Origin of the sequence: Devosia albogilva (genome assembly GCF_042685625.1) — a bacterium.
GTDB lineage: Bacteria > Pseudomonadota > Alphaproteobacteria > Rhizobiales > Devosiaceae > Devosia > Devosia albogilva.
Map to the genome: position 1 here is coordinate 183,934 of NZ_JBHUNP010000001.1, position 24,121 is coordinate 208,054.

A 24,121-nucleotide genomic window follows, 5' to 3' on the forward strand; every position below is an offset into this window, starting at 1 on the left:
TGGCTATTAGCGCTTGCGTGCAGAAGGAGTTAGCCCTGCTTGGTCGACCGAAGCTTCAAATCAGTCAGCGCTAGGCCACACCACAGGATGAGTCTCTCCTGTGGCGACATTCACCAGTCCGTCCGGCGCCAAGGGTGAGGGAGCAACCAGCACCCAGCGCCACGGCGCGCAGGTCAGCGTCGCAAAAGCCAGCCGCTCTGGAAAGCCAGGCCACCAGCGTGGCGAGAAGGTAGGCTCGTACATCCACTCGATCTTCTCGCCTTCGCGGTACATCGCCTCCATTTCCTGATCCAGTTCCGCCGCGGGCCGGCAAGTCATGAGGCCGCCGACCTCGTACCGTACCGTGGCGACCAGTTCGCCCTCGCGCACCAGCGCCCAGCCGCCCTGTGTCTGCCGCAGCGCGTTGACCGCTTTAGCCATGGCGGCATCCGATGAGCCCACAACCCAGATGTTGTGCTTGTCGTGTCCCATCGAGCAGGCGAGCGCCGACTCTGGCGTGCGCGGACCGGTGCCCAGCCAGAACATCCTGGAAGTCCGGCCCTCCCCCGAGAAGCGATCGACAATGGCGAACTTCGTGACATTGCGGTCAGGCGCGCGCTGCACCTCCCCGTCCGCCACCGGCAACTCCATGGTGATGAACTCGTCGGCCCAGTGGAACGGTCGCAGCACTGCGGCGCACATGGTGGTGCTACCGGCAGCGGCCGGAATAGCGAAGTCGGCGGCTGTGAGATCGCGTTCTATGTTGACGGTGCGGGTTGCCCATTCGGGCCAGGTGATGGTGGGCACCTCTTCAAGGTAGGTCGTGCCTTCCGAGACCTGCCGCCCATCGGCCCACACCTTGGCGACGGATATGGAGCCGACGTCATCGAGCAGCACGATGTCGGCGAAGCGACCCGGAGCGATCGAGCCGACCCACGGCGTCAGTCGCATGTGGCGCGCCGGGTTTATGGTGACCATCTGTATCGCAATCTCAGGGGTGAGGCCGGCCTCGACCGCCAGGCGCACATTATGGTCGGTTGCACCCAGCTTCATCGTGTCGGAGCACGAGCGATCATCCGTGCACAGGGCGAATTGAGACCAATCCTGCTGCCCCGCGGCGAGAAGTCCTGCGATTATTTCCTTGAGCGAATGAGGGCGCAGTTCCATGAACAGCCCGCGGCGGAGCTTGTCCTGTACTTCCTCGGCCGTCCACGCCTCGTGATCCGACGCCATGCCCGCGGCGGCGAAAGCGTTGATGTCGGCAATGTCCCGCATGCCGGCAGCATGGCCTTCGACTACCCCGCGGGCCTCGAAGGTGGCTCGGATCATGCCCCAAAGCCGCTCATGGGAAGGGTTGTCCGGGTTCCATACCGCCGGCCAGTCCATCACCTCGTCCAGGCCGGCCGTCATCAACTGGGCCTCCAGGAACGATCTCTGCTCCTCGTACCCGAAGTGACCACCGCCCCATTCATAGGCCGTGGGCGGCACCGCCGACCCCGGCAGGGGGAATATCTTGGTCGGGGAACCGGCAAGCCGTGCCGTCAGCCAGAACTCGAGATTGCGCGCACCATTGACGTTGGAGAACTCGTGGCTGGCCTCGCAGGTCCAGGTGGTGCCCCGCGGCAACGTCAGCGCGGCCTCCCACTCTGGGGTCAGATGGCTGGACTCGATGTGCTTATGCACCTCCCCGAAGCCTGGCACCGCAGAGAGGCCCGGCTCCTCAATCCGCTTTGGCGCACTGCCGCGATAGGCGCCCGCTGGTCCGACCCACGCGATACGACGGCCAGAGATCACGACTTCCTGGTCAGCGTGCCAATTGCGGCCATTGACGTCGAGCAGCCGGCCCACGCGGAGGATCCGGTCTGCCGGCCTCTTGCCGAGCGCCACCAGCGCCAAGTGTTGGCGGATCACGACCTCGTCCGCGGCATTGATCAGGGCATCGTTGCGATAGGCAGACATGAACAGCTCATTGGGAAGGGACGCAAGTGGCTGATAGCCGAAGGTCTAGGTGCTGTCGCCCAAATATGTGGCTTGCCCCGCCGTAGCCGAAATTTTAGGCTTGGTCATAAAGCTCCACTGCTAACCGGCCGGTCGCTGACGCTGCAAAGGATATACGGAAAATGCAAAAGACTTTCGTTCGCTCGCTCGCCCTCGCGGTTTCGGCGACCGCCCTGTTCGGCGCTGCGCCGGCTATGGCTCAGGGCAAGACGCTGACGATTTCCTGGTGGGGGTTCAACGGCGAGAAGCTGGAGGAATTCCTCCTGGCGCCGTTCCGCGAGCAGTGCGAGTGCGAAATCGTCTTCGAGACCGGAAACAACGGCGAGCGCCTCAACAAGCTGCAGATTCGTAACGGCGGCGGTGTCGACGTCGCGTATTTCTCCGACAGCTTTAGCCAGCAGGGCATTGAGGCCGGGTTGTTCCAGGAGTTCGACCGCTCCAAGGTGCCGAATATCGAGGGCATCTACGACATCGCCAAGGATCCGCAGGGCGGCTATGGCCCGGCCTACACCATCGGCCGCGTCGGCATCGTCTACGACAGCGCCAAGGTGGCGACTCCGATCACCTCGTGGGACCACCTGTGGCGGGAAGATCTAGCCTCGTCGCTGTCCCTGCCGGGAATTACCACTACGGCTGGCCCGATGGTCGTGATGAAGGCGGGGGAACACGCCGGCGTGGATGCATTCGATGATGCCGACGCCGCGTTCGCCGCCGTCGAGGAACTGCGGCCCAATGTGGTCAAGAACTACAATACCGGCTCGGAGATGATCAATCTCTTCTCCACCGGCGAAGTCACCGCGGCAATCGCCCAGGACTTCACGCTAGCCCAGATTCAGGCGGCAGTTCCCAGCGTTGTCTGGGCAGATCTGGAAGAAGGTTCGATCGCTACCCTCAACACGGTCAACATTCCCAAGGGAGCAGCGGAGCCGGAACTGGCTTACCAGTTCATCAATTTCCTGCTCTCCCCCGAAATCCAGCAGAAGCTGGCCGAGGAAGGTGTCGACGCTCCCGTCGCGACGGCGGTGGAACTCACCCCCGAGCAGGCTTCCCTGTGGACCTATGGCGCCGACACTATTGCCGGCCTGCAGCGTGTCGACTATGCCCGCATGAACGCCGCCAAGGGCGGCTGGGTCGATCGTTGGAACGAAATCTTCGGCATGTAACACCGTAGGTGCTCCGAACCTCGGCACCAGCACTCCAACTACCGCTCATTCCCGCGTTCGTTCCGGCGGGAATGAGCAGACGACTCTCGCCGGCTGTGCGCCGGTGCCGAAAGGCTGACAATGAAACGCTTAGCCGGCTGGACCCTGGCTTCTCCTGCAACGCTGCTGGTGGTGTTGTTCCTGGTGCTGCCGGTTGCTGCCACCATCGTCACTACCTTTGTGACACCCGGCGGACCGTTTGCGACCTACGCCGGTTTCTTCGGGTCCGGCTTCCGCCGCACGGTGCTGATCCGGACGATCAACGTTTCCCTGGTGGTAACGGCGATAGCGCTGGTGATCGGGTTCATCACCGCCTTCGTGATCAGTCGTGCGCCAGGGTGGCTGAAATCCATTCTCATCATCGCCGCGGTGTTTCCGCTGCTGACCGGTGTCGTGGTCCGCTCATTTGCCTGGCTCATCATCCTGGGCAAGAACGGTATCCTCAACACCCTGCTGGTCAATGCCGGCATTCTCGATCAGCCGCTCACCATGCTCTACACGCAAGGGGCAGTCATCGTGGCCATGGTCTACCTCTTCGTGCCGCTGATGATCCTGACCTTGGTCGGCGTGCTCGAGGGCATTCCGGATGATCTCATTCAGGCATCGAGTTCGCTCGGCGCCAAGCCTTGGGCCACATTCTCGCAGGTGATCTTTCCGCTCGCCGTCCCCGGGCTCATTGTCGGTGCGGTGCTGGTCTTTACCGGCAGCTTCACCTCCTATGCCACGCCGCAATTGCTCGGTGGGGAGCAGGTGATGATGATGGGTACGCTCATGTACCAGCAGGCCATGGTGACATTCGACTGGGTCGCAGCCTCCACCATTGCCGCGGTCATGGTTGTGATCACCATCACGATCGTTGCGCTGATGAACAGCGCCGCCAAGCGCCTCAACCCGATGACCGTATGATGACCCAGAAAATCCATCCGGCGCTGGTCGCTTTCACGACCCTGGTGTTCATCTTCCTCGTGGGTCCGCTGATCATCGTTGTGGGCGCCGCGCTCAGCGACACCACCTATCTGACCTTCCCGCCGCAGGGGCTATCCCTGCGCTGGTTCGAGAACATCTTCCAGATCGACGCGTTCCGCCGCACGATCCTCACCAGCCTTCAGATCGCCTTCCTGTCGACCGCCATGGCGCTCGTTATCGGCATTCCCGCCGCCTACGCGCTCAATCGGTATCGCATTCAGTTGCCGAGATGGCTGGCGACACTGTTCATCCTGCCGGTGCTGGTCCCGGAACTGGTGCTGGGCTTCTCGCTCCTCAAGAACCTGGCCGTGCAGTTCAACACACCGATCTACATCTCGCTCCTGTTCGGGCACTCGCTGCTGGTGCTGCCCTATGTGGTGAGAGTGATTTCGGCGTCGCTGGCGTCGTTCGACTTTTCCGTGGAAGAGGCAGCGATCAGTCTCGGCTCACCTCCGCTCAAGACGTTCTTCACCATCCTTCTGCCCAATGTCCGCTCGGGCGTAATTGCTGCCTTCATCCTGGCGTTCATCACCTCGATCAACGATGTGTCGATCTCGATCTTTCTGACCGGACCGGGCATCTCCACCCTTCCGATCCAGCTTCTCGCCCACATGGAGCAGTTCTTCGACCCGACCGTGGCCTCGGTGTCGGTACTGCTGATGGTGCTCACCGTCGCCGTCATGGCGGTGGTGGAGCGTACGCTGGGTCTGACCTTCCTTGCCAAGTAGAGTCCCGCTGTGACCAAAGCCCTCTCCATCCGCTCGATCACCGCACACTACGGCACCACGAAAGTGCTCGAGGACCTTTCGCTCGACGTCGGCGAGGGTGAGCTCGTCTCGCTGCTCGGCGCGTCGGGCTGCGGCAAGACGACCACCTTGCGCCTGGTCGCAGGCTTCCTTCAGCCGAGCTCGGGAACCATCACGCTCGGCGGCAAGGATCTGACGCGGCTGCCCGCCTATCAGCGGGATATCGGTCTCGTGTTCCAGAACTACGCGCTCTTTCCTCACATGTCGGTGGCCGACAATGTTGGCTTCGGCCTCAAGCAGCGTGGCATCGGCGGCGCGGAGCGGTCGCGGCGCGTCATGGCAATGCTGGAGCGGGTGGGACTTGCCCCACTGGCTGACCGGCTGCCGGGAGCCTTGTCCGGCGGCCAGAAACAGCGCGTGGCCCTGGCCAGAGCACTGGTGATCGAGCCCCCGCTGCTCATGTTCGACGAGCCGCTTTCCAACCTCGACGCCAAGCTGCGCATCGACATGCGGGTGGAAATCCGGCAGCTGCAGCGGGCCAACGGCACCACCTCGGTCTATGTCACGCACGACCAGGAGGAAGCCTTCTCGATCTCCGATCGCGTGGCCATCATGCATGCGGGCCGCATCATGCAGCTCGACACGCCGGAGGTTCTCTATCAGCGGCCCGCCAATGCCTTCGTCGCGCGGTTCGTGGGCTTCGAGAACCTCGTGGCCATGAAAGTCGTGGCTCGCGATGGCGCCAACGTCACTGCCGAAGCTGACGGTGGTGTGCAACTGACGCTCTCGCTCGACCAGTTCGGCAACATCCCCGACCGCTTCGTCCTGGCCTGCCGTGCCGATGGCCTCATGGTCACCGACAATCAGCAGGCGGAAGGCATTCCCGCCACTCTGGGGCTGCGGACCTATCTGGGGCGCGCTTACCAGTATCAATGCGAGACTGCAGCCGGACCGTTGGTCGCGAATGGTCCGCTCAATCGTGTGCTCGAGTCGGGCACGACCGCAAAGCTGGTGCCGGTGCCCGAGCAGTGCACCATTCTGGCGCCGGAAGGAGCGGCGTGACCATCCTCCTCACCAATGCCTGGGTGCTGACTGTCGATGCAGCGATGACCCAGCACGAGCGAGGCTGGGTGCACATCGACGGCGACAGGATCGCCGCTGTGGGCAGCGGCGACGCCCCTGCCCTGCCCGATGCCGAGCACATCGACTGTGGCGGCGACATCGTCATGCCGGGCATGGTCAACACGCACTGCCACATGGCCATGTCGGTGTTCCGGGGCCTCGCCGAAGATGTCGATGACCGGCTCTACCGCTATATCCTGCCGCTCGAGCGAAAATTCGTTTCGCCAGAAATGGTCCGCGCAGGATCGGCTCTAGCTGCACTGGAACTGATCCACGCCGGAATCACCAGTGTTGCCGACATGTATTACTTCGAGACGGAGGTCGGCGAGGTCTGCGCCGAAGCAGGTCTCAGGGCGATTGTCGGCCAAACGCTGGCCGATTTTGATCCGCCCGACCAGCGCGACTTCGACGAAGGCTTCGCCCGGCTGGAGGAACTGGTGGAGCGCTTCGGCACCCATCCGCTGGTGACGCCATCGGTTGCCCCGCATGCCCCCTACTCCACCGGCCTTGCAGTGATGGAGCGGGTTGCCGACTGGTCGGCCGCTCACCCGGATGTGCCGGTGCAGATCCACCTCGCCGAAAGCACGCTCGAGGTGGAATGGGCCACGAAGAACCACGGCAAATCGACTGTTGCCGTGACGGACGATGCCGGGCTGCTCAAGCCGGGGCTGATTTGCGCCCACTGCCTGCAGCTGGGGGACGCCGATATTGCCCTCATGGCCGAGCGCCAGGTGGGCGTCGCCACCAATCCGCGTTCCAACGGCAAGGCGGGCCGCGGCATTGCCCCCGTTGATCGGCTGCGCCAGGCCGGCCTGCCGGTGGGCATCGGCAGCGACGGAGCCATGAGCGGAAATACGCTCGACCTGCTCAGCCAGTTCGCGCCGGTGGGCATGTTCGCCAAGCTTCTCGCCGGTTCGCGCAAGCCGCTTCCGGCCAAGGAGGTCGTGCGCATGGCCACCATCGAGGGCGCACGAGTCCTCGGGCTCGACCGCAAGACGGGTTCACTCGAGGCCGGCAAGCAGGCCGACCTAATCCGCATCAGCCTTGCTGCTCCACGCCTCCATCCGATCTACGACCCCTATTCGGCGCTAGTTTTTGCCGCCATGCCCACCGATGTCACCGACACTATGGTGGCCGGCCGTTGGCTGATGCGCGACCGCAAGGTGCTGACGCTGGAAACGACCAAGGTGATGGCCGATGCCCTGCAGGTCGCCGACGGCTTCAAGCGCGAGATGCGCCGGATCGACGCCGCCTCATGACCTCCCCTCGCCGCGTCGTCATCGACACCGATCCTGGCCTCGATGATGCCGTGGCCATTCTGTTTGCGCTGGCGAGCAGTCGATTCGACATCAGGGGTGTGACCACCGTCGCCGGCAATATCGGCCTTGCAACCACCACCCGGAATGCCGGCCGGCTGCTGGCCCTGCTCGATCGCGAGGCAATCCCGGTCGTCAGCGGTGCCGCATCGCCGCTCGCCCGCCGGGGCATCGACGAAGTGAGGATCCATGGCGACGACGGGCTGGGCGGGGTCGACCTGCCGGAGCCCCGCGTGCCCGCCCTCGCCGGCGCCGCCGACTGGCTCGCAGGGCAACTGACTGCCGCGCCCGCGGGCAGCATCGATGTCCTGGCACTTGGCCCCCTGACCAACATCGCCCTGCTGCTCCGGACCCACCCCGATGCCGCCCGCCGGATCGGCCGGCTAGTCGTCATGGGCGGGGCAGTGAACGAGAAGGGCAATGTCGGCGCGCGCTCGGAGTTCAACTTCGCCTCCGATCCGGAAGCCCTGGACATCGTCTTGCGCGCCGGCCTGGCGCTGACAATCATCCCACTGGACGTCACCCGCCGTGTTCGCGCAACGCCCGACTACGTCGCGGCGCTTCGGCAGGGCGGCACCGCCAGCCGAGCTGCCGCCGACCTCGTTGCAGCCTACTTTCTTGGCGGTCGCGAGAGCCGGCCGCTACACGATCCCTGCGTCATGCTCTACGCCGTGGCTCCGGAGCTTTTCGGCGTCGACCGAATGGCGGTTTCGGTCGACCTCACCACCGATCCCGGTGCGCTGCTGGTGGACGGCCCGATGGCGGTCCCGGTCGACATCGCCATGCGCGTCGATCCTGACGCGGCGCTGCAATTGCTCAGGGCCGGACTGGCCTAGGCCAGTTCCTTCTCCACCAGCGCCGTCCAGAAGCGGGCACCGGTCAGCATCGCCTCGTCGTTGAAATCGTAGAGCGAGTTGTGGTGCGGGGCGCTGTCGCCATTTCCGAGCCACACATAGGCCCCTGGCACCTCGGCGCTGAAATAGGCGAAGTCGTCACCGGCAGTCGAGGGCGGAAAGTCGGTGCGCACGGCACGACCGGTCGCGGCCGCCGCTGCCTCGAGTGCCCGGCGCGTGGCGTCTGGATGGTTGATCACCGGTGGGATGCGCCGGTTGAAGGTGTAGTCCGCCTCGATGCCGAATGTGGCGGCGACGCCGCGCGCCAGCTGGCCGATTCGCGCCTCGAGCTGGTCGCGCACCTCAGGCGTGTAGGCCCGGGCCGTACCGCCGATGCGCACCACGTCGGGTATGACGTTGAGGGCGTCGAAGCTGCCGCTCTCGATGGCACAGGCACTTACCACCGCCGGCTGCAGCGGATCGACGACGCGCGCGACGATCGTGTGGATGGCGGTCAAGAAATGGGCGCTGGCGGTGACCGCATCGCGCCCCTGGTGCGGCTTGGCGCCATGGGTGCCGACACCGCGAAAACTGACCTCCCAGCTGTCGGAGGAGGCCAGTTGCGGCCCCACCACCACCGCCATCTCGTCGACGGCGAGGCCCGGCATGTTGTGCAGGCCATAGACGGCATCGGCTGGAAATTGGTCGAAGAAGCCGCCCTCGACCATCGCCCTGGCACCACCCCGTCCTTCTTCGGCGGGCTGGAAGATGAAGTGCACGGTTCCGGAGAAGTTCCGGGTCCTGGCCAGGTGCCGGGCGGCCGCAAGAAGCATTACTGTGTGTCCGTCATGACCGCAGGCATGCATGACGTTGGGTGTTGTCGAGCGATACGGCGGCTCGCCCAGTTCGGGCATGGCGAGCGCGTCCATGTCGGCCCGCAGGGCGATACGGCGGCTGCCGGCACCTGCACGCAAGGTGCCGACCACCCCGGTGCGCCCGAGGCCGCGATGCACTTCGATGCCAGCTTCGGCCAGGCTGGCGGCGACGATGTCGCTGGTGCGCACTTCTTCGAAGCCCAGCTCCGGATGCTGGTGCAGATCGCGCCGCAGGGCGATCATGCTTTCGAGTTCGAAAGGATCGTTGTCGCCGTCATTCATCGCTTGATAATCTCGTGGCATAGGTCGCCCAGCCGTAACCCCTTTCTCCACTGGCCCACAAGACGAGAGACGCCTTGCCGCTTGAACCACACCAATTCTGGCAGGCCATCGCTGCCCCTGGCACCTACCCTGAACAGCTGGGTGGCTACGTCGACAGCTACCCTGCCCGGTTCGCCGACGGGCGCCAACTGCTTCTGCCGCTGCGGGTCCTGCCGGGCGACGGGCAACACGCAGTCGCCTCGCTGATCGTCAACCAGGCGAGTTTCGCCGTCGAGGACGCGCTGGCCTCCGCCATCACGGAGCTTGCACGGCCGCTGCAGCCGGAGGTGATCATCGGCGTTCCGACGCTGGGGTTGCTCCTCGCTTCCAACGTCGCCCGAAGGCTGGGGCATGCCCGCATGGTCCCGCTCGGGACCTCACGCAAGTTCTGGTACCGCGAGGAATATTCGGAGCCGATGAGTTCGATCACCAGCCCCACTCACGGGAAGACTCTCTTTGTGGATCCGCGCATGCTGCCTTTGCTGGCTGGCCGCCGTGTCGTGGTGGTGGACGACGTCATAAGCTCGGGCAGTTCCATGGGAGCTGTGTTGCGGCTCCTCGGCAAATGCGGAATCGAGCCAGTGGGTGTCCTCGCAGCAATGCTGCAGGGCGCGGCTTGGCGGCAGGCTCTCGGGCCTTGGACCGACCGGGTAGCCGCTCCACTCACCTCTCCGCGGTTCCGGCGGTCGAGCGACGGCCGTTGGTGCGCCGAAGAACTGCGTTAGGGTTCGGACGTCGACGCTGTCTGACCGCAGCGAGATGGAAGGGCTAAAAATCGGCCATCCAGGAAGTTGAAGGTCCGCGAAGCAGCAGTGGCGCCTACGAGCAGATTTACAACATCTAATATAGGAAGGGATGGCGCGAGAGACGGGGCTCGAACCCGCGACCTCCGGCGTGACAGGCCTTGGGATATGTGTTGCCATCCAAGGCAGCGTTCCCACTTTCAGGAAGCCGGAAACATGAGCAACAGGCCCCGAAGTGGGAACACCCACGAGCAGATCGCAGACGAGTTGATGGCTTCCGCTTCACCATCTGCTCTTTGGACCTATGACCAGGTGCGGGAGCTGTTGATCTCAGCCGTACGCAAAGCGCGAACTCCCTATCGGGAACCGCCAGTGTTCAGGAAGCAGGACGGGGTGCCGGGCGAGCCACGGCCGAACGTCCTCGAATTCAACCATGATGGATGGCAAGCTGATCTGCGGGACGATGGCTGGCGGATCATCGGCCGGTCACCCGAAGGCAAGCACCTCGCACTTTTCCAGATCGTAAAGATCACGGGCGCTGGCAGGCCGGGGCACCCGACGAGCGTCGAGAATGACGAGGGGGAGCAGTATCTGCTCCTCACGCCCGGTCAGAACTGATCCGCAGTTCCTTGATGCTCGCATGTCGCAGCCGCTCGCTGCCCCGGAGGAATCGCACGGTGGCCGTGGTGCCGGGCGGCAGCCAGGTCGTGCTCTTCTCCCGCCAGCGGCGGTCTGACGGCTGGTCCGTGCCGGCCGTCTCGACATAGCGCCAGAACAGGTCGCGCTGCTTGTTCGGCAGCGACACGATGGCGGCGCCCATCCTGACGCCCTCCTGGGCAAAGAGGGCATAGGGCAGCCCATCGTCCCCCTTCTTGACGCCGATGACATCGAAGTCGTCGACCACCCAGCATTTTGTTTTCTGCCACAGGTCGGACGTGCCGCGCACATAGCGGCTGCCCTTGCGCTTCGATACGATGCCCTCAAGCCCCCTGCCCTCCGCCCAGGCGAAGAAGTCGGCGCCCTCGCCATCAAAGCTCTCGCTGAAGGCGATCACCGGCTCCAGGCCCTCGACATAGCCGTGCAGTAGCTCGCGACGATCCTCGAGCGGCCAGTCACGCAAATCTTGTCCGTTGAGGTGGAGAAGATCGAAGGCGAAGAACACCAGTCGGTGCGGCGCCTTGAAGATGGCGGAGCGGAGTTCGCCGAACTGGGTTACGCCGTTCTCGTCCTGCACCGCCACCTCGCCATCGATGATGGCTGGCAGCGAGAGGGAGGAGGCGGCTTCGACAATGGACCGGTACCGGTCCGACCAGTCATGCCGACCGCTGGTGAAAGCGTGGACGCCAGTCGCATCGATGATCAGCTGTGTGCGATACCCGTCGAACTTGATCTCGTGCAGCCAGTCGTCACCGGCAGGCGGCGCATCGACGAGCTTCGGGTCCATGTCGGGGAGAGGTTGAAGGCGGGAGGTAGATTCCGAGTCCCTGCGGGGTGACCGCTTTTGGCGTACGTCGGGCGCTACGCCCGCCATGAGGAGGTCCGGTGCATGGCCGACTCAATACCGCGGCCAGCTGTCGGTTCCGCCCAGTTATCGGATGGATCGCAGTGTCACGATCAACGTTGATCCTCATCGGGAGGTGCGTCGACATGTACGAGAACACTGAAAAGTTCGTCGATATGGATTTCGAGCAGCGCGTGCGCCAGGCTGCGTATCACCTGTGGGAGCAGGATGGTCGCCCGTTTGGCCGCGAGACCGAGTACTGGTTCCGAGCGCTTGAGCAGCTTCTGGCGCAACGCAGCTCTGAAATGGAGCCGGGCAAGAATGATGGTGCATCTGGCGGCGGTTCCGACGTCATTCATTGACCATCTTGCCCGCAGAAGCGGCTGAGTGCATTTTCCGCTGCATGCACCGTCTGGACGACAGAGTCGACGCCTCAGGAGCCGTTGCCACTGATCCGCGGCAGGACCTTTCCCCTGCGGAGCTGGACCGGCTGATCAAGCATTATCGCTGTCTGCTCCAGAGCCACCGTTGGGAAGTGAGGGTGGGCTCCGCCGAGATGGCCGGGCATGCGTTGACGGCAATTGAGGACATCAGGGCTCTGCTGGGCGAACTGGCCGTCGTGGCGACACCCGATCAGCGCGCCAAGATCGAGGCGATCCTGGAACACGAGCGGCAGCGTTCGCCCAACAGTTCGCCAGACTAACACCGTTATCGCCCCTCATTGTGAAGTCAGCAGTGTCACATGATATTGCTGGGCCACATAGGTTGGCGATAGTGTCATCAGACTACACGGGCCTGCGCTGCCCGTCGTGCAAGTGCACCCTGACCATCGGATGTTCCTGTTCGGATGAGGCTGCTCCACGCGGGAGTGGCTGCGCCAAGGAGATCGATCGTGCACGCACTCGCGCACATCGAGACGATGCTCATCGTCGAAGACGAATACTTCATCAGCGCCGAGCTGGAGCATTTCGCCACTAGTCGCGGGGTGGGGACCGCCCATGTGGCGGCAGGCGAGAAGGCGGCACTGCAGTTGATCCAAACTGGCGTCGTGCAGTTTGCGACGGTCGACGTATACCTTCGGGATGGGATGTGCGACGCGGTGGTGGAGGCGCTTTTAGAGCAATCCATTCCGTTCGTTTACGTCAGTGGCCTCCAGAGGGAAGTATGTCCGCACCTGCCGTCGGCACCTTGGGTGGCGAAGCCCATTGACTACCCCACGTTGCTGGCCGCCATCGTCTCCGCTGCCGGTGAAGCTGGCGCCTCAGACCAACCGACTGCACGGGCATACTCAGACGCAAGCGGAGAGCATTGTGCCTAGCGACGAGAGGTTGTGGCGCGTCATTGCCCTCCAACTGCGTCAGCGTGCTCCCGCTATCGCCGAAGTTCCTCCGCCATCGAAGATCGAGGTGGAGGTTCAGCACGACCGCAAGGCGCTCCTGGCGCAATATAGGCGGCTATACACCCTGTGGATTCAGGAACTCTCGGATATGGGGTCCACAGGATCCCCCGCCGTCGCACATCTGGAGCAACAACTCGCTGGCATCACGCGGCAGCTGTCCAGTCATGGCTTGCGCCTGCAGACCACGTTCAGCGCTTCGGCACTCTGCCCTTCAGATACGGGCTCACAGGGCCGATAAGGCCGCTGTCCGACTTCTGTGCCCGCCGCTCCCGTTTCAGCCGTTCACGGCTCTCCGCTGCGACTTCTGCATTGGTCTTGAGGCCGTAGAGCCGCATCTGCCGGCGGCGCTCCATCTCGGCGGCTAAAGCCTGGTCGTAAGTGAGTGGCTGGCGTCCATTCGCATGCCCGCCATAGGCCCGATGCTCGATCTCATCTGGCGGGTGAACGATGACTGTGACGCCACGGCTGCCGCAGCGCTCGCACCTGAACCGCTGCAGTCCCGACCGATCAACAACTAGATCGGTGTCGGGCCCGAGGTACTGGATCAGCTGATCGAATGATGGCGTCCAGCTATGGGCGCAGAGACGGTCCGCAGACGCGGTGCAGTGCAGCGTGATACGCCAGCCTTCTTCCTGCATCTGCCGCAGCGTGGACATCGACTCTCCTCCTGGAGAGCGACAGCGCTAGCACCGTGAACGGAATGAGAACAAGATTGCTGCGGATCACATTAGCAACGGTCCACGTCGGCAAGGCTTGTGGTGTCGCTGCGGGGCTATCGCCGGACTCCCACTAACATCGGCTTACGCAGCTCTTGGACCCTCCAGGATGACCACCGCCGGCCGGCCCGCCGACGGTGGTCTTTTGCTGCTTCCGGCGAGATCATTTAGTCGCGCGCACCTAGACGAGGCGAAACCGCGAGTGCACAAGGGTCGCGGAAGAGTTCCGGACCATGCCTTGACCCTACTCAGGAGCTTCGTTGCGACACTTGCGGCCCTCCTGCTCATCTTGCAGGTGGCCTCTCCAGTCGTGGAAGCCAGGCAGTATGGCCCCGCGGATACGGAACTGCTTACCCCTGTCCACGGGGCAATCTACTGGCTGGAAAGCGATGGGCCAGGCGCGGGAGAACGTGCCACCCATTGCGCGCCGCCTTCCACCCCGACACTTCCCCGGCACGGCTATGTCTTAGCCGGCCATGACCTGAACAAGGCGTCTACCGTTCCGAATGGGCACGCGTGGACGCTCTTCTGGGCTTGTGGACCGCCTGCTGCCTGAGGCAGCCGCACCACTTCAGATTCAATCATCAGGTTCCTGGTCCCGCCGGCTACGTCGCGGGCGCGGTCCATCGTGGGAAGTACATCATGACGACCTCCATTCCAGAGCGGCGCTCTATCGCTTCCGCCTTCTGGGCAGCTTTTCCAGGCATAGCGCTCCTGGCCAGCTATCTTTGGCTCTCGATAATCACCGTCGGCTGGGCGGTGCTGAGCACCACCTTCCACGGCTCCCCAATCGGAGCAGCGATACTGGTAATCGTGCTTGCTCCAGCGGGCGGTTACCTGACTGTCAAGCTAGTAGGGACAGCTGTGCAGGCCGAGCGGGAGCTTCAATAACCGCTGCAGCGTGACGGCCTTGACCATAAGCAAGGCCGTCACCCCCGCATCTTGTCGGTCAGCGCGCGGACTTCTCGACGCAGTTCCTCGACTTCCTTGGTGGCGCCGCGGATGACGATCACCAGGTCCTCGCCGACCTTGGTCTGCTCGATCAGCGTCAGGTTCAGCCCCTCAAGGGCGCCTGCCACCATCTTGATCGAAGACGAGTCGACGGTGAGCGCCGCTATCTCGGCCTTGCCACCGCCGGCCTTGCGGTTGTTGACGATCGCGACCACCACTGCGCCAGCGGCGGTCACGAGCCCCGCCAGAACGCCGATGATGGCCACCTGGGTGGGCGTTTCTAGTGCAGTGAACCAATCCACGACCCGCTCCTCACCGCGTTGTAGGTATCGACGCCAGCGCGGGCCGAGTTGAAGAGATCACCGATCATCAGAGCCAGTGCGAGGATGATGCCGAGGGGCGGACCATGCTCATTCGTCGCCATGGCGAAGCCCGCGGCGATGGACGAGAATAGCCCTACCCCGGCCACCGCCACGGCACACCGGATCGGGGCGGACACCGTCGGCCGATGGCCATTCAGGACCAGGGCACCGACACGGGCAGCGCCGAGGATCAGGCTTGCCCCGACCCATGTGCCCAACGGCGCGATCGAGGCAAAGCCCATCAGGCCAGAGCGTTCGAACGCCGTCGGCCAGACGACCAGGTATAGCCCGATCATGATCATGGTGATCCCGCACAGCCATTCGGTGATGCGGAGCGGGATCTTCTCTCTGACGCGGAGGAGGATCATGGGCGCCTCCCTATCGATCGGGCGGCGAACGCGCCGGCGTCGGCAATGACGATGGCGGGCACCAGCACCAGAGCCATGTCATGGATGCGCGGCGGCACGTCGATGACCACGAGCTCAAGGCCGAACCAAGGGTTGATGATCTGCACCAGGTATATTGCGCACCACCACAGCCCGAACGGAACCACGATCAGCCACCGCCCCACGGACGTCGCGGACCACGCCCTGCCCGCCTCGACGACAGCGATGTCGCGAGCGGTCTCGATGCGCTGAATGGTCAGCTCGGCGTCCAGCTTCTCGGTGTCGTTCTGCGCCCGCAGCTTCGCTTGGTACGCTTCCAGCAGCGGGCCGGTGAACTGCTTGAGCACGCCGCCGCCGAGCCAGTCGAGAATGGCCCTAAGCATGGATGCGGGCCTTCACCCCATCGGGTGCCTTCACCTCGACGACGGCAGGACCGTCGACGTGCTGCAGCGTCTTCTTCACCTGCACCTCAGGATCGCTGGCCACGGTCGCCGGACGAGGCCGCATCCAGATGTTCACGAGAAAGGCAGCGACGAGAAACCAACGCTGATACTCGGCCGGGATGATGGCCAGCACCTCGGGCGAGTTGAGTATCTCCGGCGCAATGAACAGCATCGCCAGGAGGATGTTGAATGCCCACGTCCGGAACCGGACGATGGCGAGCCAGATGCGGTTGATCATGTTAGTCAGGCCTCCTTGGCCACAGAGGCGAGCGCCTGCGCCCGCTGTGCGTTGACGATGGTTCGGATGACGAGAGGGATCACGACGGCGGCGACGATCGCGACGATGACCCAGACCGGCAGCCCGGCGAGGTCGGGCGCCTGGTCGACGCCGATGCCCCCGCCGGTGCCGACCGCCGCGCCGCTGCCCTGCGCCACAGCCTTGTCGCGAGCCGCCTTTGCGTCCGCCTCGAGCTGCGCCTTGCTGCTGACCCAGGACAGAGCCTTGGCCTCGACGTTGGCCACGCGGCGCGACCAGCCCTTGCCGAAGGTGTTCCAGATGGCGAGCGACTTGAGAAAGCTCATCCGCCGGCCGCAGTGGGCCTTGATCGTGGCGCGCGGATCGGCGGACTTGGCCGCGAGAATGGTGGCGGGGCCAACAATGCCGTCGACCGCAACCTGAAGCACGCGCTGCAGGTCTTTGGCCGAACGTGAGACGCCCGAGTTGACGCCGTAGTCGAACGTAGACAGGTCAACCCCGGCCGGCAGCTCGTCGCCCCGGATCTTCACCCAGTACCGTGCGCGATAGATTTCGGCGATCTGGTTGTCGTTCAGCGCCTTGATGTCGAGGTGCGGGAACGCAGCGGCGCTGATGCCCTTCTTGGTGCCCTTGAGCACGCCAGCGCCGCGCTTCCCGCCAGTCCAGTTGCCCGGGTCGCGCGGGTCAGCAGTATATCCGCCCTCGTGGACAAGCACGTCCGCAAGGGCCGGGGCAAAGTTGCCCTTGGCCATGATGGTCTCCAGTGATGTTGTGAGTTGCCGAATGTCGTCCCGCCGGTGCCTTTGGCCGGTCAGGAGTGAGCAGTGCAGTTTCAGGTTTTCGATTTGCGGCCGGAGACGCCGGCGCCACCGGTGGAGGTCGAAGCGACGTCGCCAGAGGACGCGGCGCGCAAGGTGCTGGGCGTCGACGTGTTCCGCAGCGGTCGAGCGCGTGACTCGATTGCCCGGGTTTACTGGCAAACAGCCGGCAGCAAGAACATGGTCAGGCTCTACAGCAAGCCGGTGGAGCGGTAGGCGCGATCCCCAGGCGCCTTAGCCTTTGGGATGAGCGGCAAACCGTTGACGCTGCTGAATTCGCCTGTGCATCATCAGGTGCTCTGAGACGCCCTGCAATCCCAAATTCAGGCTCTCTGTGGCGTTTGCGGCCGTCGTTGGTGCCCTTACCAGCGGCGGCCCACTCCACGGCTTGTCACCCTGCCGTCAGCTTCGAACTGATAAACTGCACCGATGGCATATTCCCCGCCTTGGAGTGACCCGGTGCAGGTCAACGTCTACGTTTCAGAGCTTCACCAGGACGGACAGCCAACTCAAATGCTGGTCTTGCCATTCGGCCCTGATGCAGCGATCCCGGCACACCTGCAGAACATGCAATGGCGATACTTCGCGACCACTGAGGTCGACGACAGGATCATCGGGTTGACGCGCGGCGAGGTGGAGGTTGCGCTCCATCGCGACGGCTACCTGATCGTGACACCGAAGATGGCCCAACCAACTAGTCAGTGAGCGTTGGTGGTGGGTTGCAACAACAGCGAACTCATGCCCACTATTCAACCAGCTGGGCGCCGGGGGGGCTTGGGATGCTTAGGTCAATTCTGGCGCTAGTCTTGGCAGCCGCCCTTGTGGGCTGCTCTAGTCAAAACACGAGCCTCAGCACTCTGCAGTTCTCAGGTGATGCGCTCCCTTACCCCGAGAGCTACGAGATAGAAGCGGCGCGTGTCGTCCAGCAACGCGGCGGCGATCTGTCGGTAGTCACGATCTCAAAGCCTTGGCGGACCTTGGGTGCTGGACCGTTCTCACCGCAACGGTGGTACGTTTGCTTGCGAGGCATGCCAGAGGCGGGCAAGCCGCCAGCAACAAGGCCCGTTGAGCGCGTTGAAGAGTGGCTAGGCCAGCGTTCCAGCGAGGGTGCCTACAACGTGGTGCTATTCTTCTCTGAGCGGACGGGACGGCCGTCTATGCAGACTGGTTATGACTCACCGCTCTGCAGAGATCTTGAGTACCACCCCATCACCGCCGAGCCGCCGGTTGCTTGATTATTCAGGTGAACGTGTTCGTTGCTGGAGCTGCGGACGGTGCGCCGCCTACAGTTCTGGTGCTGCCCCTATGGCCATCAGCAACCCGCGCCATCTCCAGTGCGCTCATCCCCATCAAGACACGTGATCCCCACTATTCCCATGCCTCAGAGAGGAACGTTTGTCGTCATTTCGCCATTTCCCAGCCATTCGAGGAGGACGAAATGACCTTCCATAGTGCCCGACTGACGCTCAGCGATCTGGCCGAACTATCTCCTTGGACTTACGAACAGCTAGCCGGCTTGGGGCCGGAGACGGTTGAGGCGGCGGTCCGCGAAGCTGCCCACAACGATAATCCAGCGCAGCCGCTCCAGATCTGGGTTCGCGCCGCAGAGCGCTGCCACTCTGTACTGTGGCGAGCAATCGACGCGCAGGGCTAAGGCGCCAGCTCCAGAGCTTTGGTGGAGGTCCATGGCGTTCGCGCTTAGTGAACTGCTAGCGCAACGCCCAGAGCTTTAGGCTCACGAAAGATGCAATCGGCCAGAGGGCCGCGAAAATGAGAGCCGCCAATTCCACTGGCAAGCCAAGCTGCACTAGCAGCTCAACGACAGCACTGTTCAGGACGGCGCCGGTCACCACCACCGAAAGGAAGCGCCAAGACGCCTGCGAATGCGTCCTTTTCGACCGAAAAGACCAATAGAAGTGAAGCAAGTAGTTTAGCAGGTTAGCTGCCGCGTACGCCGCTGCATTGGCAGCGGTTTCAGGCAGGGCGGTTGCTCGTAGCAGGATCCAAAGCAGGCCAACGTACACGGCCACCGTGCATATCCCAGTGACACCGTAGCGAGCAATTTGCCAACAAAGGGAAGGGTTGACAGCCCCAGCCAGGGCGCCGACGTTGAATGGCAGCGCACGCAATCGCTCAGCCTTCATCCCTAACCTTCGCAGACTGGATCGCCAGTCGTCGGGCGAGTTCGGTCACTACCTCACGGTCGGATCGAAGCCTTAAGTGAATATTCAAGACGGCCGCTAGCGTCAAAACTGCAAGGCAGTAGAGGACGAGATCGGCACCTCGTCCGACGCCGACGACGTGCGCAATATCATTTGCTAGCTGTGGCAACAGGACGAGAACCCCGCCAGCAAGCGCCACTGCTGCCATACTCAGTGCGGGAAGGAAAGCGCGCCGGCGCTGCGAAACGGCGTAGATAAAGATCAAGGCAAGCGCGACACACAGAAGCAATTGGATAATCATTTGTATAGCTTCCCAATCGCCAGGTCCGACAGAATCGCTATCGCACCTGTCATTCTCTGACCCTTAGCCTTAGAATAGTCCGTGTAAGTGATGGTGCAAGGCACCTCTGCGTACCGGAGTTTCTCGGAGCCAATCTTATTCAGAATCTCGGAGGCATGCGCCATTCTGTTGTGGCGAATGCGTATTGTCTGAGCAGCATGCCGACTGAAGCACCTTAGCCCATTGTGGGTATCAGTTACTTTCAAGCCCGAGGTCAGCCTCGTGTAGAAGATCGCCGCCTTCAGAAGCCATCGCTTTGCTCTGGGCATGCCCACGGTCCCGCCAAGGAAACGACTTCCAAGCACAACGTCAGCATCACCATCCCTTAATCGATCAATCATGGCAGCAGCGTCTACTAACGAATGTTGCCCGTCAGCATCGAAAGTGACGATTGCGTCCGCTCCCTGGGCGAGGGCGAAATCTATCCCCGTCTGGAGTGCCGCTCCCTGGCCAAGGTTGATCGGGTGCGAGCAGACGTGCGCGCCGGCTGCCAGTGCCGCGGCGGCGGTATCATCGCGGGAGCAATCGTCTATAACTACCACATTGGCATATTCAGCTCGAACTGCGCGGACGACGCCGCCAATAACCTCTTCCTCATTGTAGGCCGGGATCACGATCCACGGATGTGCGATATTGACTTTGGCCACTGCAGCACCTAACCGCGTTGGAAGGGTGGCGACCGCATATCAAAGGACAGGCGTGTCGGCAACGACATCAGGCCCTTGAACACAACGAATAAGGCCGGTGCATGTCCGTTCTTTTTTCCACGGCATCAGTCATTCTTGTGGCTCTAGGTCTTAGTATTGCACTGAGGCGACAGGTCGAGGTGCTGCTGCCGGTCACAATAAGCAGCATATTGCTGATCGGCTGGATCGGAGGCTATCTGGTCCCGGTCGTAGCGTTTCGTCCGGCGCTGTGGGCCGCCGGCGTAACGGCTCTCGGATATTGCATCACAAATCGAAGTCAGCTGGTTACGCGGCTTTCTCCGGGCTTGGCTATTTTCTCCCTCTTAGCCATCGCAGCATATGCTCTCTCGCGGGGATTGTTGCTGCTTTCCTGGGATGAGTTTTCCCACTGGGGTCAAGTCGTCCGTTTTTTACTAGGATCGGGAAGATATCCCTCGACCGGGGACATACTGTTCGATGGCTACCCCTTCGGCACTGCGATCTGGCAAATCCTGATCGGAGGGAATTCGGAGCAGAACTGGATCTTTGCGCAGACTTTTCTGAAGCTCGGGGGGCTCGCGGTCCTTTTCACCCATATCGGCTGGAACAGACCACATGTGTACCTTCCACTGGCGGTCGTAATAGTCGCATTACTGCATCTCTTTGTTGGGCTTGGCGGCATTGGCGACATACTGATTGACGCGCCGCTTGCGGTATTCGCAGGCGCTTCGCTGGCCATCTATTTTTTGAGCGGCAGAGACACCGGGTCCATCCTCTTCGCCGCCCTCGTAGCGGCCCCGCTGCCGTTGTTTAAGGACATAGGGCTCGTCATCTCGCTGTTTGTGAGTGGCGTCATTCTTATGGATCGATTGATTGATCGCCTGGTCTTCGCGGAAAGATGGCACTGGCCGGCCTTCATTGCATCTCTCCTGCCGGCGTTCTTGGCGTATTTGGTGAACCGTGTACGAATAACATTTCTCGGGCCTACAGAGGGCTTCAACTTTTCGTTGTCTCCGTCTTCGATCCTACAGGGCGTCGCGCAGGATGGATTTGGACAGCGCTTTTCACAAACTATGACTACTCTCGGCGAGGCAGCTGGGGGCTGGTCATTTGCATACCCCGGATACGACTTAAAGACCGTCTTGCTTTCCGCTGCTGCCCTTCTATTCATGGCAACGCTGTTACAGACTAAAAGGGGGGTTGCCGGCCCTATAACCTTCGGTGTGGTGGCCATGGCGGGATTCTGCCTCTATGTCGGCCTCCTCATCATTCTCTATCTTTTCTCATTCTCGGCCTATGAGGGTGTCCGGCTCGCCTCCTTCCAACGGTATACTAATACCTTTCTGCTCCCAATTTTCATCGTTGGAGTAGCCTTCCTGCTGCGTGGGGGGCAAAAGCCGGTCCACGAGGCCGCCAGGTCAGGTGCTCTAATCATCCTAATGGTATTTGCCGGACTAGGGCTCCTTGTTCAGATTCCCACCGTTCTTGACCCATCTTCCAATGCGTCGTTTGCGGTACGCGCTTCGGTGGACGACATCGTACGAGAGGCGCCAAGCAGCATCGCGGCCGGAGCTAGCACCTACGTGCTTTGGAACGGAACCAATGGGGAGCATTACTATATGACTATGTATTCCCTCACACCATCGCCAGTGAGCAGAGGCTGTTTCAGCCTCGGCCAGCCACGGCATGAAGGCGATGTTTGGTCGTGTGATGTCGATCAAAACTGGTTCCGCGATCAGCTGGCAGCGTTCGACTACGTGATGCTTGGCAGCGTGGACCCAGAGTTTAGCGAACGTTTTGGGGATTTGTTTGCGGTAGCTCCCCAGCGAGGGTGGTACTCTATAGAGAAGGGGGCCAACGGCGCAGTCCTAGGAATTGCGCCTATAGCCCCCACACCTTCGCCGTAGGAGCGGCGGAAGCGTCCCACTGAGCAGTCGCGCCAGGCGGCAGGATATATTGCCCGCCACCCACAGAAGGCGGGGCAATGCCTTCGCCGTTAATGGCAATGCCTTCCACGGTACCGCCTGACAGTCCAAGAACGACCGGATCCCCATATTGGTTTTGGTATGTGTAGACGGTGCCCGAAGGCATGATGGAAAGCGTCTGTTTGGTTCTGGACCGGAACTGCTTTGTCACGACATCGAAAGAGCGGGCGATGCTGTTCCGCAGCCCGTTGTCGGTGATCGTACTCGTTCCGCTTCGGTTATAGTTTGTCTCGATCACATTCCCGGTGGTGGTCGGTGCAAGGTAGATGCTTTCGTACATCCCCCCGAGTATCCGGTTCCCCTCGGCGGCCCCGTCTAAAACCACCGGGTCGAGGCTCACGGAATTGCTGATCGTGTTGTGCTTACCCAAGCACAGGAGCGCTGTGTCCAGGTTGGCCTCCATGTCGGAGTTGAACAGCACATTGTCCTGACAGTCAGCACCCATATAGACGCCGACGAAGTCATGCGACTGGAACGTCCCCCTGACCATGTTGCCATTCGACAGGTTATGGAAAATCCCATAGGGCGTCGAGGTCAGGTCACAGTGGATATGGCAGAAAGACGTTGCCGTGTAGTCCGGGTTCGGTCCACCGCCAAAATAGAGCGGCGTGTCGTGGTCATCAACATAGATGCCATAATCCGGCTCCGCTTCCTTGTACCATCCGAAGCCGTTGCGGGCGCAGCGATACTTGATACGCGATGAAACGAGCCAGTGCAGGCGAAGGCCAGCATGTCTCGCCCCACGGGTTTCTATGTCGAAGTCGCTTTCGTGAATGCCCTTGATCACGATCCCGTCGCCATTCGCGCTTAGGGGGGCCTCCACCTGAAAGCCCATGAATTTCATTTCCCAGACGCCATCGGATACAGGGCCTGCCTCGGCATCCGAGTTGGCTTTTCCGTCCAGGACAACGGCGTTGCCAGAACCGTGGAAGCGCAGCTTCACCTCGCCTTTGCCTATGATGTGAGCACGGTTACGAGCGATGTCTGGAAACTGGGAATAATCGTAAACACCCGGCCCAAACTGCAACTCGGGCGATGCGCCAGCAACAAGCCGCCCATGAAGCCACTCCTTCGAGTCGGCAAGGGCCATATCGTTATCCGCGATCACCCCGGAAGTTCCTGACCCCAGGCGCCGGGCGCCAAACCGCATGATGTCCATGACGGTTTCTGTGCCAGTAAACCAGCGGTTGACGTTGGCGTTGAAAAACTTCGGCTGGGTGGCGGGCTCCGTTTCGGTGGCGGCGTAAAGGCCGCCGCCTCCATCTGAAACAGTGTCCCGGCCTTCGGTTCGAATGTAGTCAGGGACAGTAGCCGGATCAAAAAGCTGCGCTGCTGCGATTGTGGGAAACTGCGGAGCCTGCGCCGCTCCAACCACCCCCGCCGCTGCGTCCGCTGCCGCCTGCGCGCGGTCAGCCTCCGCCTCTGCTCGATCAGCATCCTGACCCGCCTCTGTCGCACTTGCTGCCGCAGCCAGAGCAGCCCCAGCGTCGATCAAAAGCTGATACTGCCCAACTTCATTCAGATAGAACATCACTATGCCGGTCCACTCGCCGGCAGAGAGTGGATTACCGGCGAGGTTCACGACCTGGCGCGCAGGGCCGCCGCTGATGGAGAGGGTTAGCGGCCCGGTGTTCGGAGTGGTGGCGCGGCCGAAGAACACCTCCACGCCGGCAGGATTTACGCCAGCAACAACAGCGCCAGTCTGGGCAGTACCAGATCCAGACAGCTCAACCTTGGCGAACGTGTCAGGGAAGCCACGCTCCCTGACCCACGAGCCTCCATCCCGCTGGTAATAGCCGTTGTACGAGGCATTGCTGTCATTGAGAACCACGCCGCCATCCGTCTCCTTGTCGGGGGTAACCCCGAGCAACTCAGCGCGGGTTTTCGCCACAACCCAGCCGCCGCGCGAGACGCCGAACAGCAGATTGAGAAGCTGGATGATCTCCGACTTGTCCGGTTCATGCTTGCCGCTATCGGGCACGCCTGCCGTCACATATCGGCGGAAGACTGAATCGGGGGTGACAAGTGCCATGGGG

29 protein-coding genes are annotated in these 24,121 nt (G+C 62.4%); 16 read left to right on the forward strand and 13 right to left on the reverse strand.

The annotated features are described in order from the left end of the window. Positions 1 to 60: 60 nt before the first annotated feature. Positions 61 to 1,938, reverse strand: coding sequence for an adenine deaminase (locus tag ACFSX5_RS00945; protein WP_386830905.1), 1,878 nt, complete (start codon positions 1,936 to 1,938; stop codon positions 61 to 63). Positions 1,939 to 2,099: 161 nt separating this feature from the next. On the opposite strand from ACFSX5_RS00945, the gene ACFSX5_RS00950 reads away from it, so the two are divergent. The 6 genes from ACFSX5_RS00950 to ACFSX5_RS00975 all read left to right on the forward strand — a co-directional run bounded on the left by ACFSX5_RS00950 (position 2,100) and on the right by ACFSX5_RS00975 (position 8,165). Beyond that, positions 2,100 to 3,140 (forward strand): ABC transporter substrate-binding protein, encoded by a 1,041-nt coding sequence (locus tag ACFSX5_RS00950; RefSeq protein ID WP_386830907.1) that lies wholly within the window; start codon positions 2,100 to 2,102, stop codon positions 3,138 to 3,140. Between the two features lie 120 nt (positions 3,141 to 3,260). Then, positions 3,261 to 4,085, forward strand: coding sequence for an ABC transporter permease (locus ACFSX5_RS00955; RefSeq protein WP_386830909.1), 825 nt, complete (start codon positions 3,261 to 3,263; stop codon positions 4,083 to 4,085). After that, positions 4,082 to 4,873, forward strand: a complete 792-nt coding sequence (locus tag ACFSX5_RS00960) for an ABC transporter permease (protein ID WP_386830911.1) — start codon at positions 4,082 to 4,084, stop codon at positions 4,871 to 4,873. Before ACFSX5_RS00955 ends, ACFSX5_RS00960 begins: the two co-directional genes overlap by 4 nt. Before the next feature lie 9 nt (positions 4,874 to 4,882). Beyond that, the gene (locus ACFSX5_RS00965) at positions 4,883 to 5,953 is read left to right on the forward strand and encodes an ABC transporter ATP-binding protein (RefSeq protein WP_386830913.1); all 1,071 of its coding nucleotides are present in this window, start codon (positions 4,883 to 4,885) and stop codon (positions 5,951 to 5,953) included. Next, positions 5,950 to 7,272: an amidohydrolase family protein gene (locus ACFSX5_RS00970; protein WP_386830915.1), complete on the forward strand. Its 1,323-nt coding sequence runs from the start codon at positions 5,950 to 5,952 to the stop codon at positions 7,270 to 7,272. The genes ACFSX5_RS00965 and ACFSX5_RS00970 overlap by 4 nt, the downstream gene beginning before the upstream one ends. Further along, positions 7,269 to 8,165 carry a nucleoside hydrolase gene (locus tag ACFSX5_RS00975; protein WP_386830917.1) on the forward strand — a complete coding sequence of 299 codons (897 nt, stop codon included), beginning with the start codon at positions 7,269 to 7,271 and terminating at the stop codon, positions 8,163 to 8,165. Before ACFSX5_RS00970 ends, ACFSX5_RS00975 begins: the two co-directional genes overlap by 4 nt. On the opposite strand, the gene ACFSX5_RS00980 is transcribed toward ACFSX5_RS00975, so the two are convergent. After that, on the reverse strand, positions 8,162 to 9,319 hold the full coding sequence (locus ACFSX5_RS00980) for a M20 aminoacylase family protein (RefSeq protein WP_386830919.1): 1,158 nt from the start codon (positions 9,317 to 9,319) through the stop codon (positions 8,162 to 8,164). The genes ACFSX5_RS00975 and ACFSX5_RS00980 overlap by 4 nt on opposite strands. Positions 9,320 to 9,393: 74 nt before the next feature. Here ACFSX5_RS00980 and ACFSX5_RS00985 point away from each other — a divergent pair, with 74 nt between their 5' ends. Continuing rightward, positions 9,394 to 10,083, forward strand: a complete 690-nt coding sequence (locus tag ACFSX5_RS00985) for a phosphoribosyltransferase (RefSeq protein ID WP_386830921.1) — start codon at positions 9,394 to 9,396, stop codon at positions 10,081 to 10,083. A gap of 234 nt (positions 10,084 to 10,317) precedes the next feature. Beyond that, positions 10,318 to 10,719, forward strand: coding sequence for a hypothetical protein (locus ACFSX5_RS00990; RefSeq protein ID WP_386830923.1), 402 nt, complete (start codon positions 10,318 to 10,320; stop codon positions 10,717 to 10,719). On the opposite strand, the gene ACFSX5_RS00995 is transcribed toward ACFSX5_RS00990, so the two are convergent. Further along, positions 10,700 to 11,545, reverse strand: a complete 846-nt coding sequence (locus ACFSX5_RS00995; protein ID WP_386830925.1) for an ATP-dependent DNA ligase — start codon at positions 11,543 to 11,545, stop codon at positions 10,700 to 10,702. The two genes, ACFSX5_RS00990 and ACFSX5_RS00995, sit on opposite strands and share 20 nt — an antisense overlap. A 203-nt stretch (positions 11,546 to 11,748) precedes the next feature. On the opposite strand from ACFSX5_RS00995, the gene ACFSX5_RS01000 reads away from it, so the two are divergent. The 3 genes from ACFSX5_RS01000 (at position 11,749) to ACFSX5_RS01010 (ending at position 12,920) form a co-directional block, all read left to right on the forward strand. Continuing rightward, positions 11,749 to 11,964 carry a DUF2934 domain-containing protein gene (locus ACFSX5_RS01000; RefSeq protein WP_386830927.1) on the forward strand — a complete coding sequence of 72 codons (216 nt, stop codon included), beginning with the start codon at positions 11,749 to 11,751 and terminating at the stop codon, positions 11,962 to 11,964. Then, positions 11,961 to 12,305, forward strand: a complete 345-nt coding sequence (locus ACFSX5_RS01005) for a hypothetical protein (protein WP_386830929.1) — start codon at positions 11,961 to 11,963, stop codon at positions 12,303 to 12,305. Before ACFSX5_RS01000 ends, ACFSX5_RS01005 begins: the two co-directional genes overlap by 4 nt. A gap of 189 nt (positions 12,306 to 12,494) precedes the next feature. Further along, on the forward strand, positions 12,495 to 12,920 hold the full coding sequence (locus tag ACFSX5_RS01010; protein ID WP_386830931.1) for a hypothetical protein: 426 nt from the start codon (positions 12,495 to 12,497) through the stop codon (positions 12,918 to 12,920). Between the two features lie 269 nt (positions 12,921 to 13,189). Here the strand turns inward: ACFSX5_RS01010 and ACFSX5_RS01015 are convergent, their stop codons facing one another. Beyond that, the gene (locus ACFSX5_RS01015; RefSeq protein ID WP_386830933.1) at positions 13,190 to 13,657 is read right to left on the reverse strand and encodes a hypothetical protein; all 468 of its coding nucleotides are present in this window, start codon (positions 13,655 to 13,657) and stop codon (positions 13,190 to 13,192) included. 702 nt (positions 13,658 to 14,359) lie between these two features. Between ACFSX5_RS01015 and ACFSX5_RS01020 the strand changes: the two genes are divergently transcribed. Further along, positions 14,360 to 14,608, forward strand: coding sequence for a hypothetical protein (locus ACFSX5_RS01020; protein ID WP_386830935.1), 249 nt, complete (start codon positions 14,360 to 14,362; stop codon positions 14,606 to 14,608). 38 nt (positions 14,609 to 14,646) lie between these two features. On the opposite strand, the gene ACFSX5_RS01025 is transcribed toward ACFSX5_RS01020, so the two are convergent. Genes ACFSX5_RS01025 through ACFSX5_RS01045 form a run of 5 tightly spaced genes read right to left on the reverse strand, consistent with a single transcriptional unit; the run spans position 14,647 to position 16,867 of the window. Continuing rightward, positions 14,647 to 14,970 carry a hypothetical protein gene (locus ACFSX5_RS01025; protein ID WP_386830937.1) on the reverse strand — a complete coding sequence of 108 codons (324 nt, stop codon included), beginning with the start codon at positions 14,968 to 14,970 and terminating at the stop codon, positions 14,647 to 14,649. Continuing rightward, entirely contained in the window at positions 14,949 to 15,398 is a 450-nt protein-coding gene (locus ACFSX5_RS01030) for a hypothetical protein (protein ID WP_386830939.1), read from the reverse strand. Before ACFSX5_RS01030 ends, ACFSX5_RS01025 begins: the two co-directional genes overlap by 22 nt. After that, positions 15,395 to 15,799, reverse strand: a complete 405-nt coding sequence (locus ACFSX5_RS01035) for a hypothetical protein (RefSeq protein WP_386830941.1) — start codon at positions 15,797 to 15,799, stop codon at positions 15,395 to 15,397. The genes ACFSX5_RS01030 and ACFSX5_RS01035 overlap by 4 nt, the downstream gene beginning before the upstream one ends. Next, a complete protein-coding gene (locus ACFSX5_RS01040; RefSeq protein WP_386830943.1) occupies positions 15,792 to 16,097 on the reverse strand; it encodes a hypothetical protein in 306 nt (101 codons plus the stop codon). The genes ACFSX5_RS01035 and ACFSX5_RS01040 overlap by 8 nt, the downstream gene beginning before the upstream one ends. 5 nt (positions 16,098 to 16,102) lie before the next feature. Beyond that, positions 16,103 to 16,867: a glycoside hydrolase family 108 protein gene (locus ACFSX5_RS01045; protein WP_386830945.1), complete on the reverse strand. Its 765-nt coding sequence runs from the start codon at positions 16,865 to 16,867 to the stop codon at positions 16,103 to 16,105. A gap of 72 nt (positions 16,868 to 16,939) precedes the next feature. On the opposite strand from ACFSX5_RS01045, the gene ACFSX5_RS01050 reads away from it, so the two are divergent. From ACFSX5_RS01050 to ACFSX5_RS01060, 3 genes are all read left to right on the forward strand, one after another. Beyond that, positions 16,940 to 17,149: a hypothetical protein gene (locus ACFSX5_RS01050; RefSeq protein ID WP_386830947.1), complete on the forward strand. Its 210-nt coding sequence runs from the start codon at positions 16,940 to 16,942 to the stop codon at positions 17,147 to 17,149. Between the two features lie 243 nt (positions 17,150 to 17,392). Continuing rightward, positions 17,393 to 17,638 carry a hypothetical protein gene (locus ACFSX5_RS01055; RefSeq protein ID WP_386830949.1) on the forward strand — a complete coding sequence of 82 codons (246 nt, stop codon included), beginning with the start codon at positions 17,393 to 17,395 and terminating at the stop codon, positions 17,636 to 17,638. Between the two features lie 733 nt (positions 17,639 to 18,371). Continuing rightward, a complete protein-coding gene (locus ACFSX5_RS01060) occupies positions 18,372 to 18,587 on the forward strand; it encodes a hypothetical protein (RefSeq protein WP_386830951.1) in 216 nt (71 codons plus the stop codon). A gap of 55 nt (positions 18,588 to 18,642) precedes the next feature. On the opposite strand, the gene ACFSX5_RS01065 is transcribed toward ACFSX5_RS01060, so the two are convergent. Genes ACFSX5_RS01065 through ACFSX5_RS01075 form a run of 3 tightly spaced genes read right to left on the reverse strand, consistent with a single transcriptional unit; the run spans position 18,643 to position 20,082 of the window. Then, positions 18,643 to 19,077, reverse strand: coding sequence for a GtrA family protein (locus tag ACFSX5_RS01065; protein WP_386830953.1), 435 nt, complete (start codon positions 19,075 to 19,077; stop codon positions 18,643 to 18,645). Then, positions 19,067 to 19,396 (reverse strand): DUF2304 family protein, encoded by a 330-nt coding sequence (locus ACFSX5_RS01070; RefSeq protein ID WP_386830955.1) that lies wholly within the window; start codon positions 19,394 to 19,396, stop codon positions 19,067 to 19,069. The genes ACFSX5_RS01065 and ACFSX5_RS01070 overlap by 11 nt, the downstream gene beginning before the upstream one ends. After that, positions 19,393 to 20,082, reverse strand: coding sequence for a glycosyltransferase family 2 protein (locus tag ACFSX5_RS01075; RefSeq protein WP_386830957.1), 690 nt, complete (start codon positions 20,080 to 20,082; stop codon positions 19,393 to 19,395). Before ACFSX5_RS01075 ends, ACFSX5_RS01070 begins: the two co-directional genes overlap by 4 nt. Before the next feature lie 101 nt (positions 20,083 to 20,183). On the opposite strand from ACFSX5_RS01075, the gene ACFSX5_RS01080 reads away from it, so the two are divergent. Continuing rightward, a complete protein-coding gene (locus ACFSX5_RS01080) occupies positions 20,184 to 22,007 on the forward strand; it encodes a hypothetical protein (RefSeq protein WP_386830959.1) in 1,824 nt (607 codons plus the stop codon). On the opposite strand, the gene ACFSX5_RS01085 is transcribed toward ACFSX5_RS01080, so the two are convergent. Continuing rightward, on the reverse strand, positions 21,982 to 24,117 hold the full coding sequence (locus ACFSX5_RS01085; RefSeq protein ID WP_386830961.1) for a hypothetical protein: 2,136 nt from the start codon (positions 24,115 to 24,117) through the stop codon (positions 21,982 to 21,984). The genes ACFSX5_RS01080 and ACFSX5_RS01085 overlap by 26 nt on opposite strands. Between the last annotated feature and the right edge of the window lie 4 nt (positions 24,118 to 24,121).

Excerpts from the sequence above, each read along its gene's own strand:
- ACFSX5_RS00945 (WP_386830905.1), bottom strand. The coding sequence starts at position 1,938 with ATGTCTGCCTATCGCAACGATGCCCTGATCAATGCCGCGGACGAGGTC.
- ACFSX5_RS00950 (WP_386830907.1), top strand. The coding sequence starts at position 2,100 with ATGCAAAAGACTTTCGTTCGCTCGCTCGCCCTCGCGGTTTCGGCGACC.
- ACFSX5_RS00955 (WP_386830909.1), top strand. The coding sequence starts at position 3,261 with ATGAAACGCTTAGCCGGCTGGACCCTGGCTTCTCCTGCAACGCTGCTG.
- ACFSX5_RS00960 (WP_386830911.1), top strand. The coding sequence starts at position 4,082 with ATGATGACCCAGAAAATCCATCCGGCGCTGGTCGCTTTCACGACCCTG.
- ACFSX5_RS00975 (WP_386830917.1), top strand. The coding sequence starts at position 7,269 with ATGACCTCCCCTCGCCGCGTCGTCATCGACACCGATCCTGGCCTCGAT.
- ACFSX5_RS00980 (WP_386830919.1), bottom strand. The coding sequence starts at position 9,319 with ATGAATGACGGCGACAACGATCCTTTCGAACTCGAAAGCATGATCGCC.
- ACFSX5_RS00990 (WP_386830923.1), top strand. The coding sequence starts at position 10,318 with ATGAGCAACAGGCCCCGAAGTGGGAACACCCACGAGCAGATCGCAGAC.
- ACFSX5_RS00995 (WP_386830925.1), bottom strand. The coding sequence starts at position 11,545 with ATGGACCCGAAGCTCGTCGATGCGCCGCCTGCCGGTGACGACTGGCTG.
- ACFSX5_RS01000 (WP_386830927.1), top strand. The coding sequence starts at position 11,749 with ATGTACGAGAACACTGAAAAGTTCGTCGATATGGATTTCGAGCAGCGC.
- ACFSX5_RS01015 (WP_386830933.1), bottom strand. The coding sequence starts at position 13,657 with ATGTCCACGCTGCGGCAGATGCAGGAAGAAGGCTGGCGTATCACGCTG.
- ACFSX5_RS01020 (WP_386830935.1), top strand. The coding sequence starts at position 14,360 with ATGACGACCTCCATTCCAGAGCGGCGCTCTATCGCTTCCGCCTTCTGG.
- ACFSX5_RS01030 (WP_386830939.1), bottom strand. The coding sequence starts at position 15,398 with ATGATCCTCCTCCGCGTCAGAGAGAAGATCCCGCTCCGCATCACCGAA.
- ACFSX5_RS01035 (WP_386830941.1), bottom strand. The coding sequence starts at position 15,799 with ATGCTTAGGGCCATTCTCGACTGGCTCGGCGGCGGCGTGCTCAAGCAG.
- ACFSX5_RS01040 (WP_386830943.1), bottom strand. The coding sequence starts at position 16,097 with ATGATCAACCGCATCTGGCTCGCCATCGTCCGGTTCCGGACGTGGGCA.
- ACFSX5_RS01045 (WP_386830945.1), bottom strand. The coding sequence starts at position 16,867 with ATGGCCAAGGGCAACTTTGCCCCGGCCCTTGCGGACGTGCTTGTCCAC.
- ACFSX5_RS01060 (WP_386830951.1), top strand. The coding sequence starts at position 18,372 with ATGACCTTCCATAGTGCCCGACTGACGCTCAGCGATCTGGCCGAACTA.
- ACFSX5_RS01065 (WP_386830953.1), bottom strand. The coding sequence starts at position 19,077 with ATGAAGGCTGAGCGATTGCGTGCGCTGCCATTCAACGTCGGCGCCCTG.
- ACFSX5_RS01070 (WP_386830955.1), bottom strand. The coding sequence starts at position 19,396 with ATGATTATCCAATTGCTTCTGTGTGTCGCGCTTGCCTTGATCTTTATC.
- ACFSX5_RS01080 (WP_386830959.1), top strand. The coding sequence starts at position 20,184 with ATGTCCGTTCTTTTTTCCACGGCATCAGTCATTCTTGTGGCTCTAGGT.
- ACFSX5_RS01085 (WP_386830961.1), bottom strand. The coding sequence starts at position 24,117 with ATGGCACTTGTCACCCCCGATTCAGTCTTCCGCCGATATGTGACGGCA.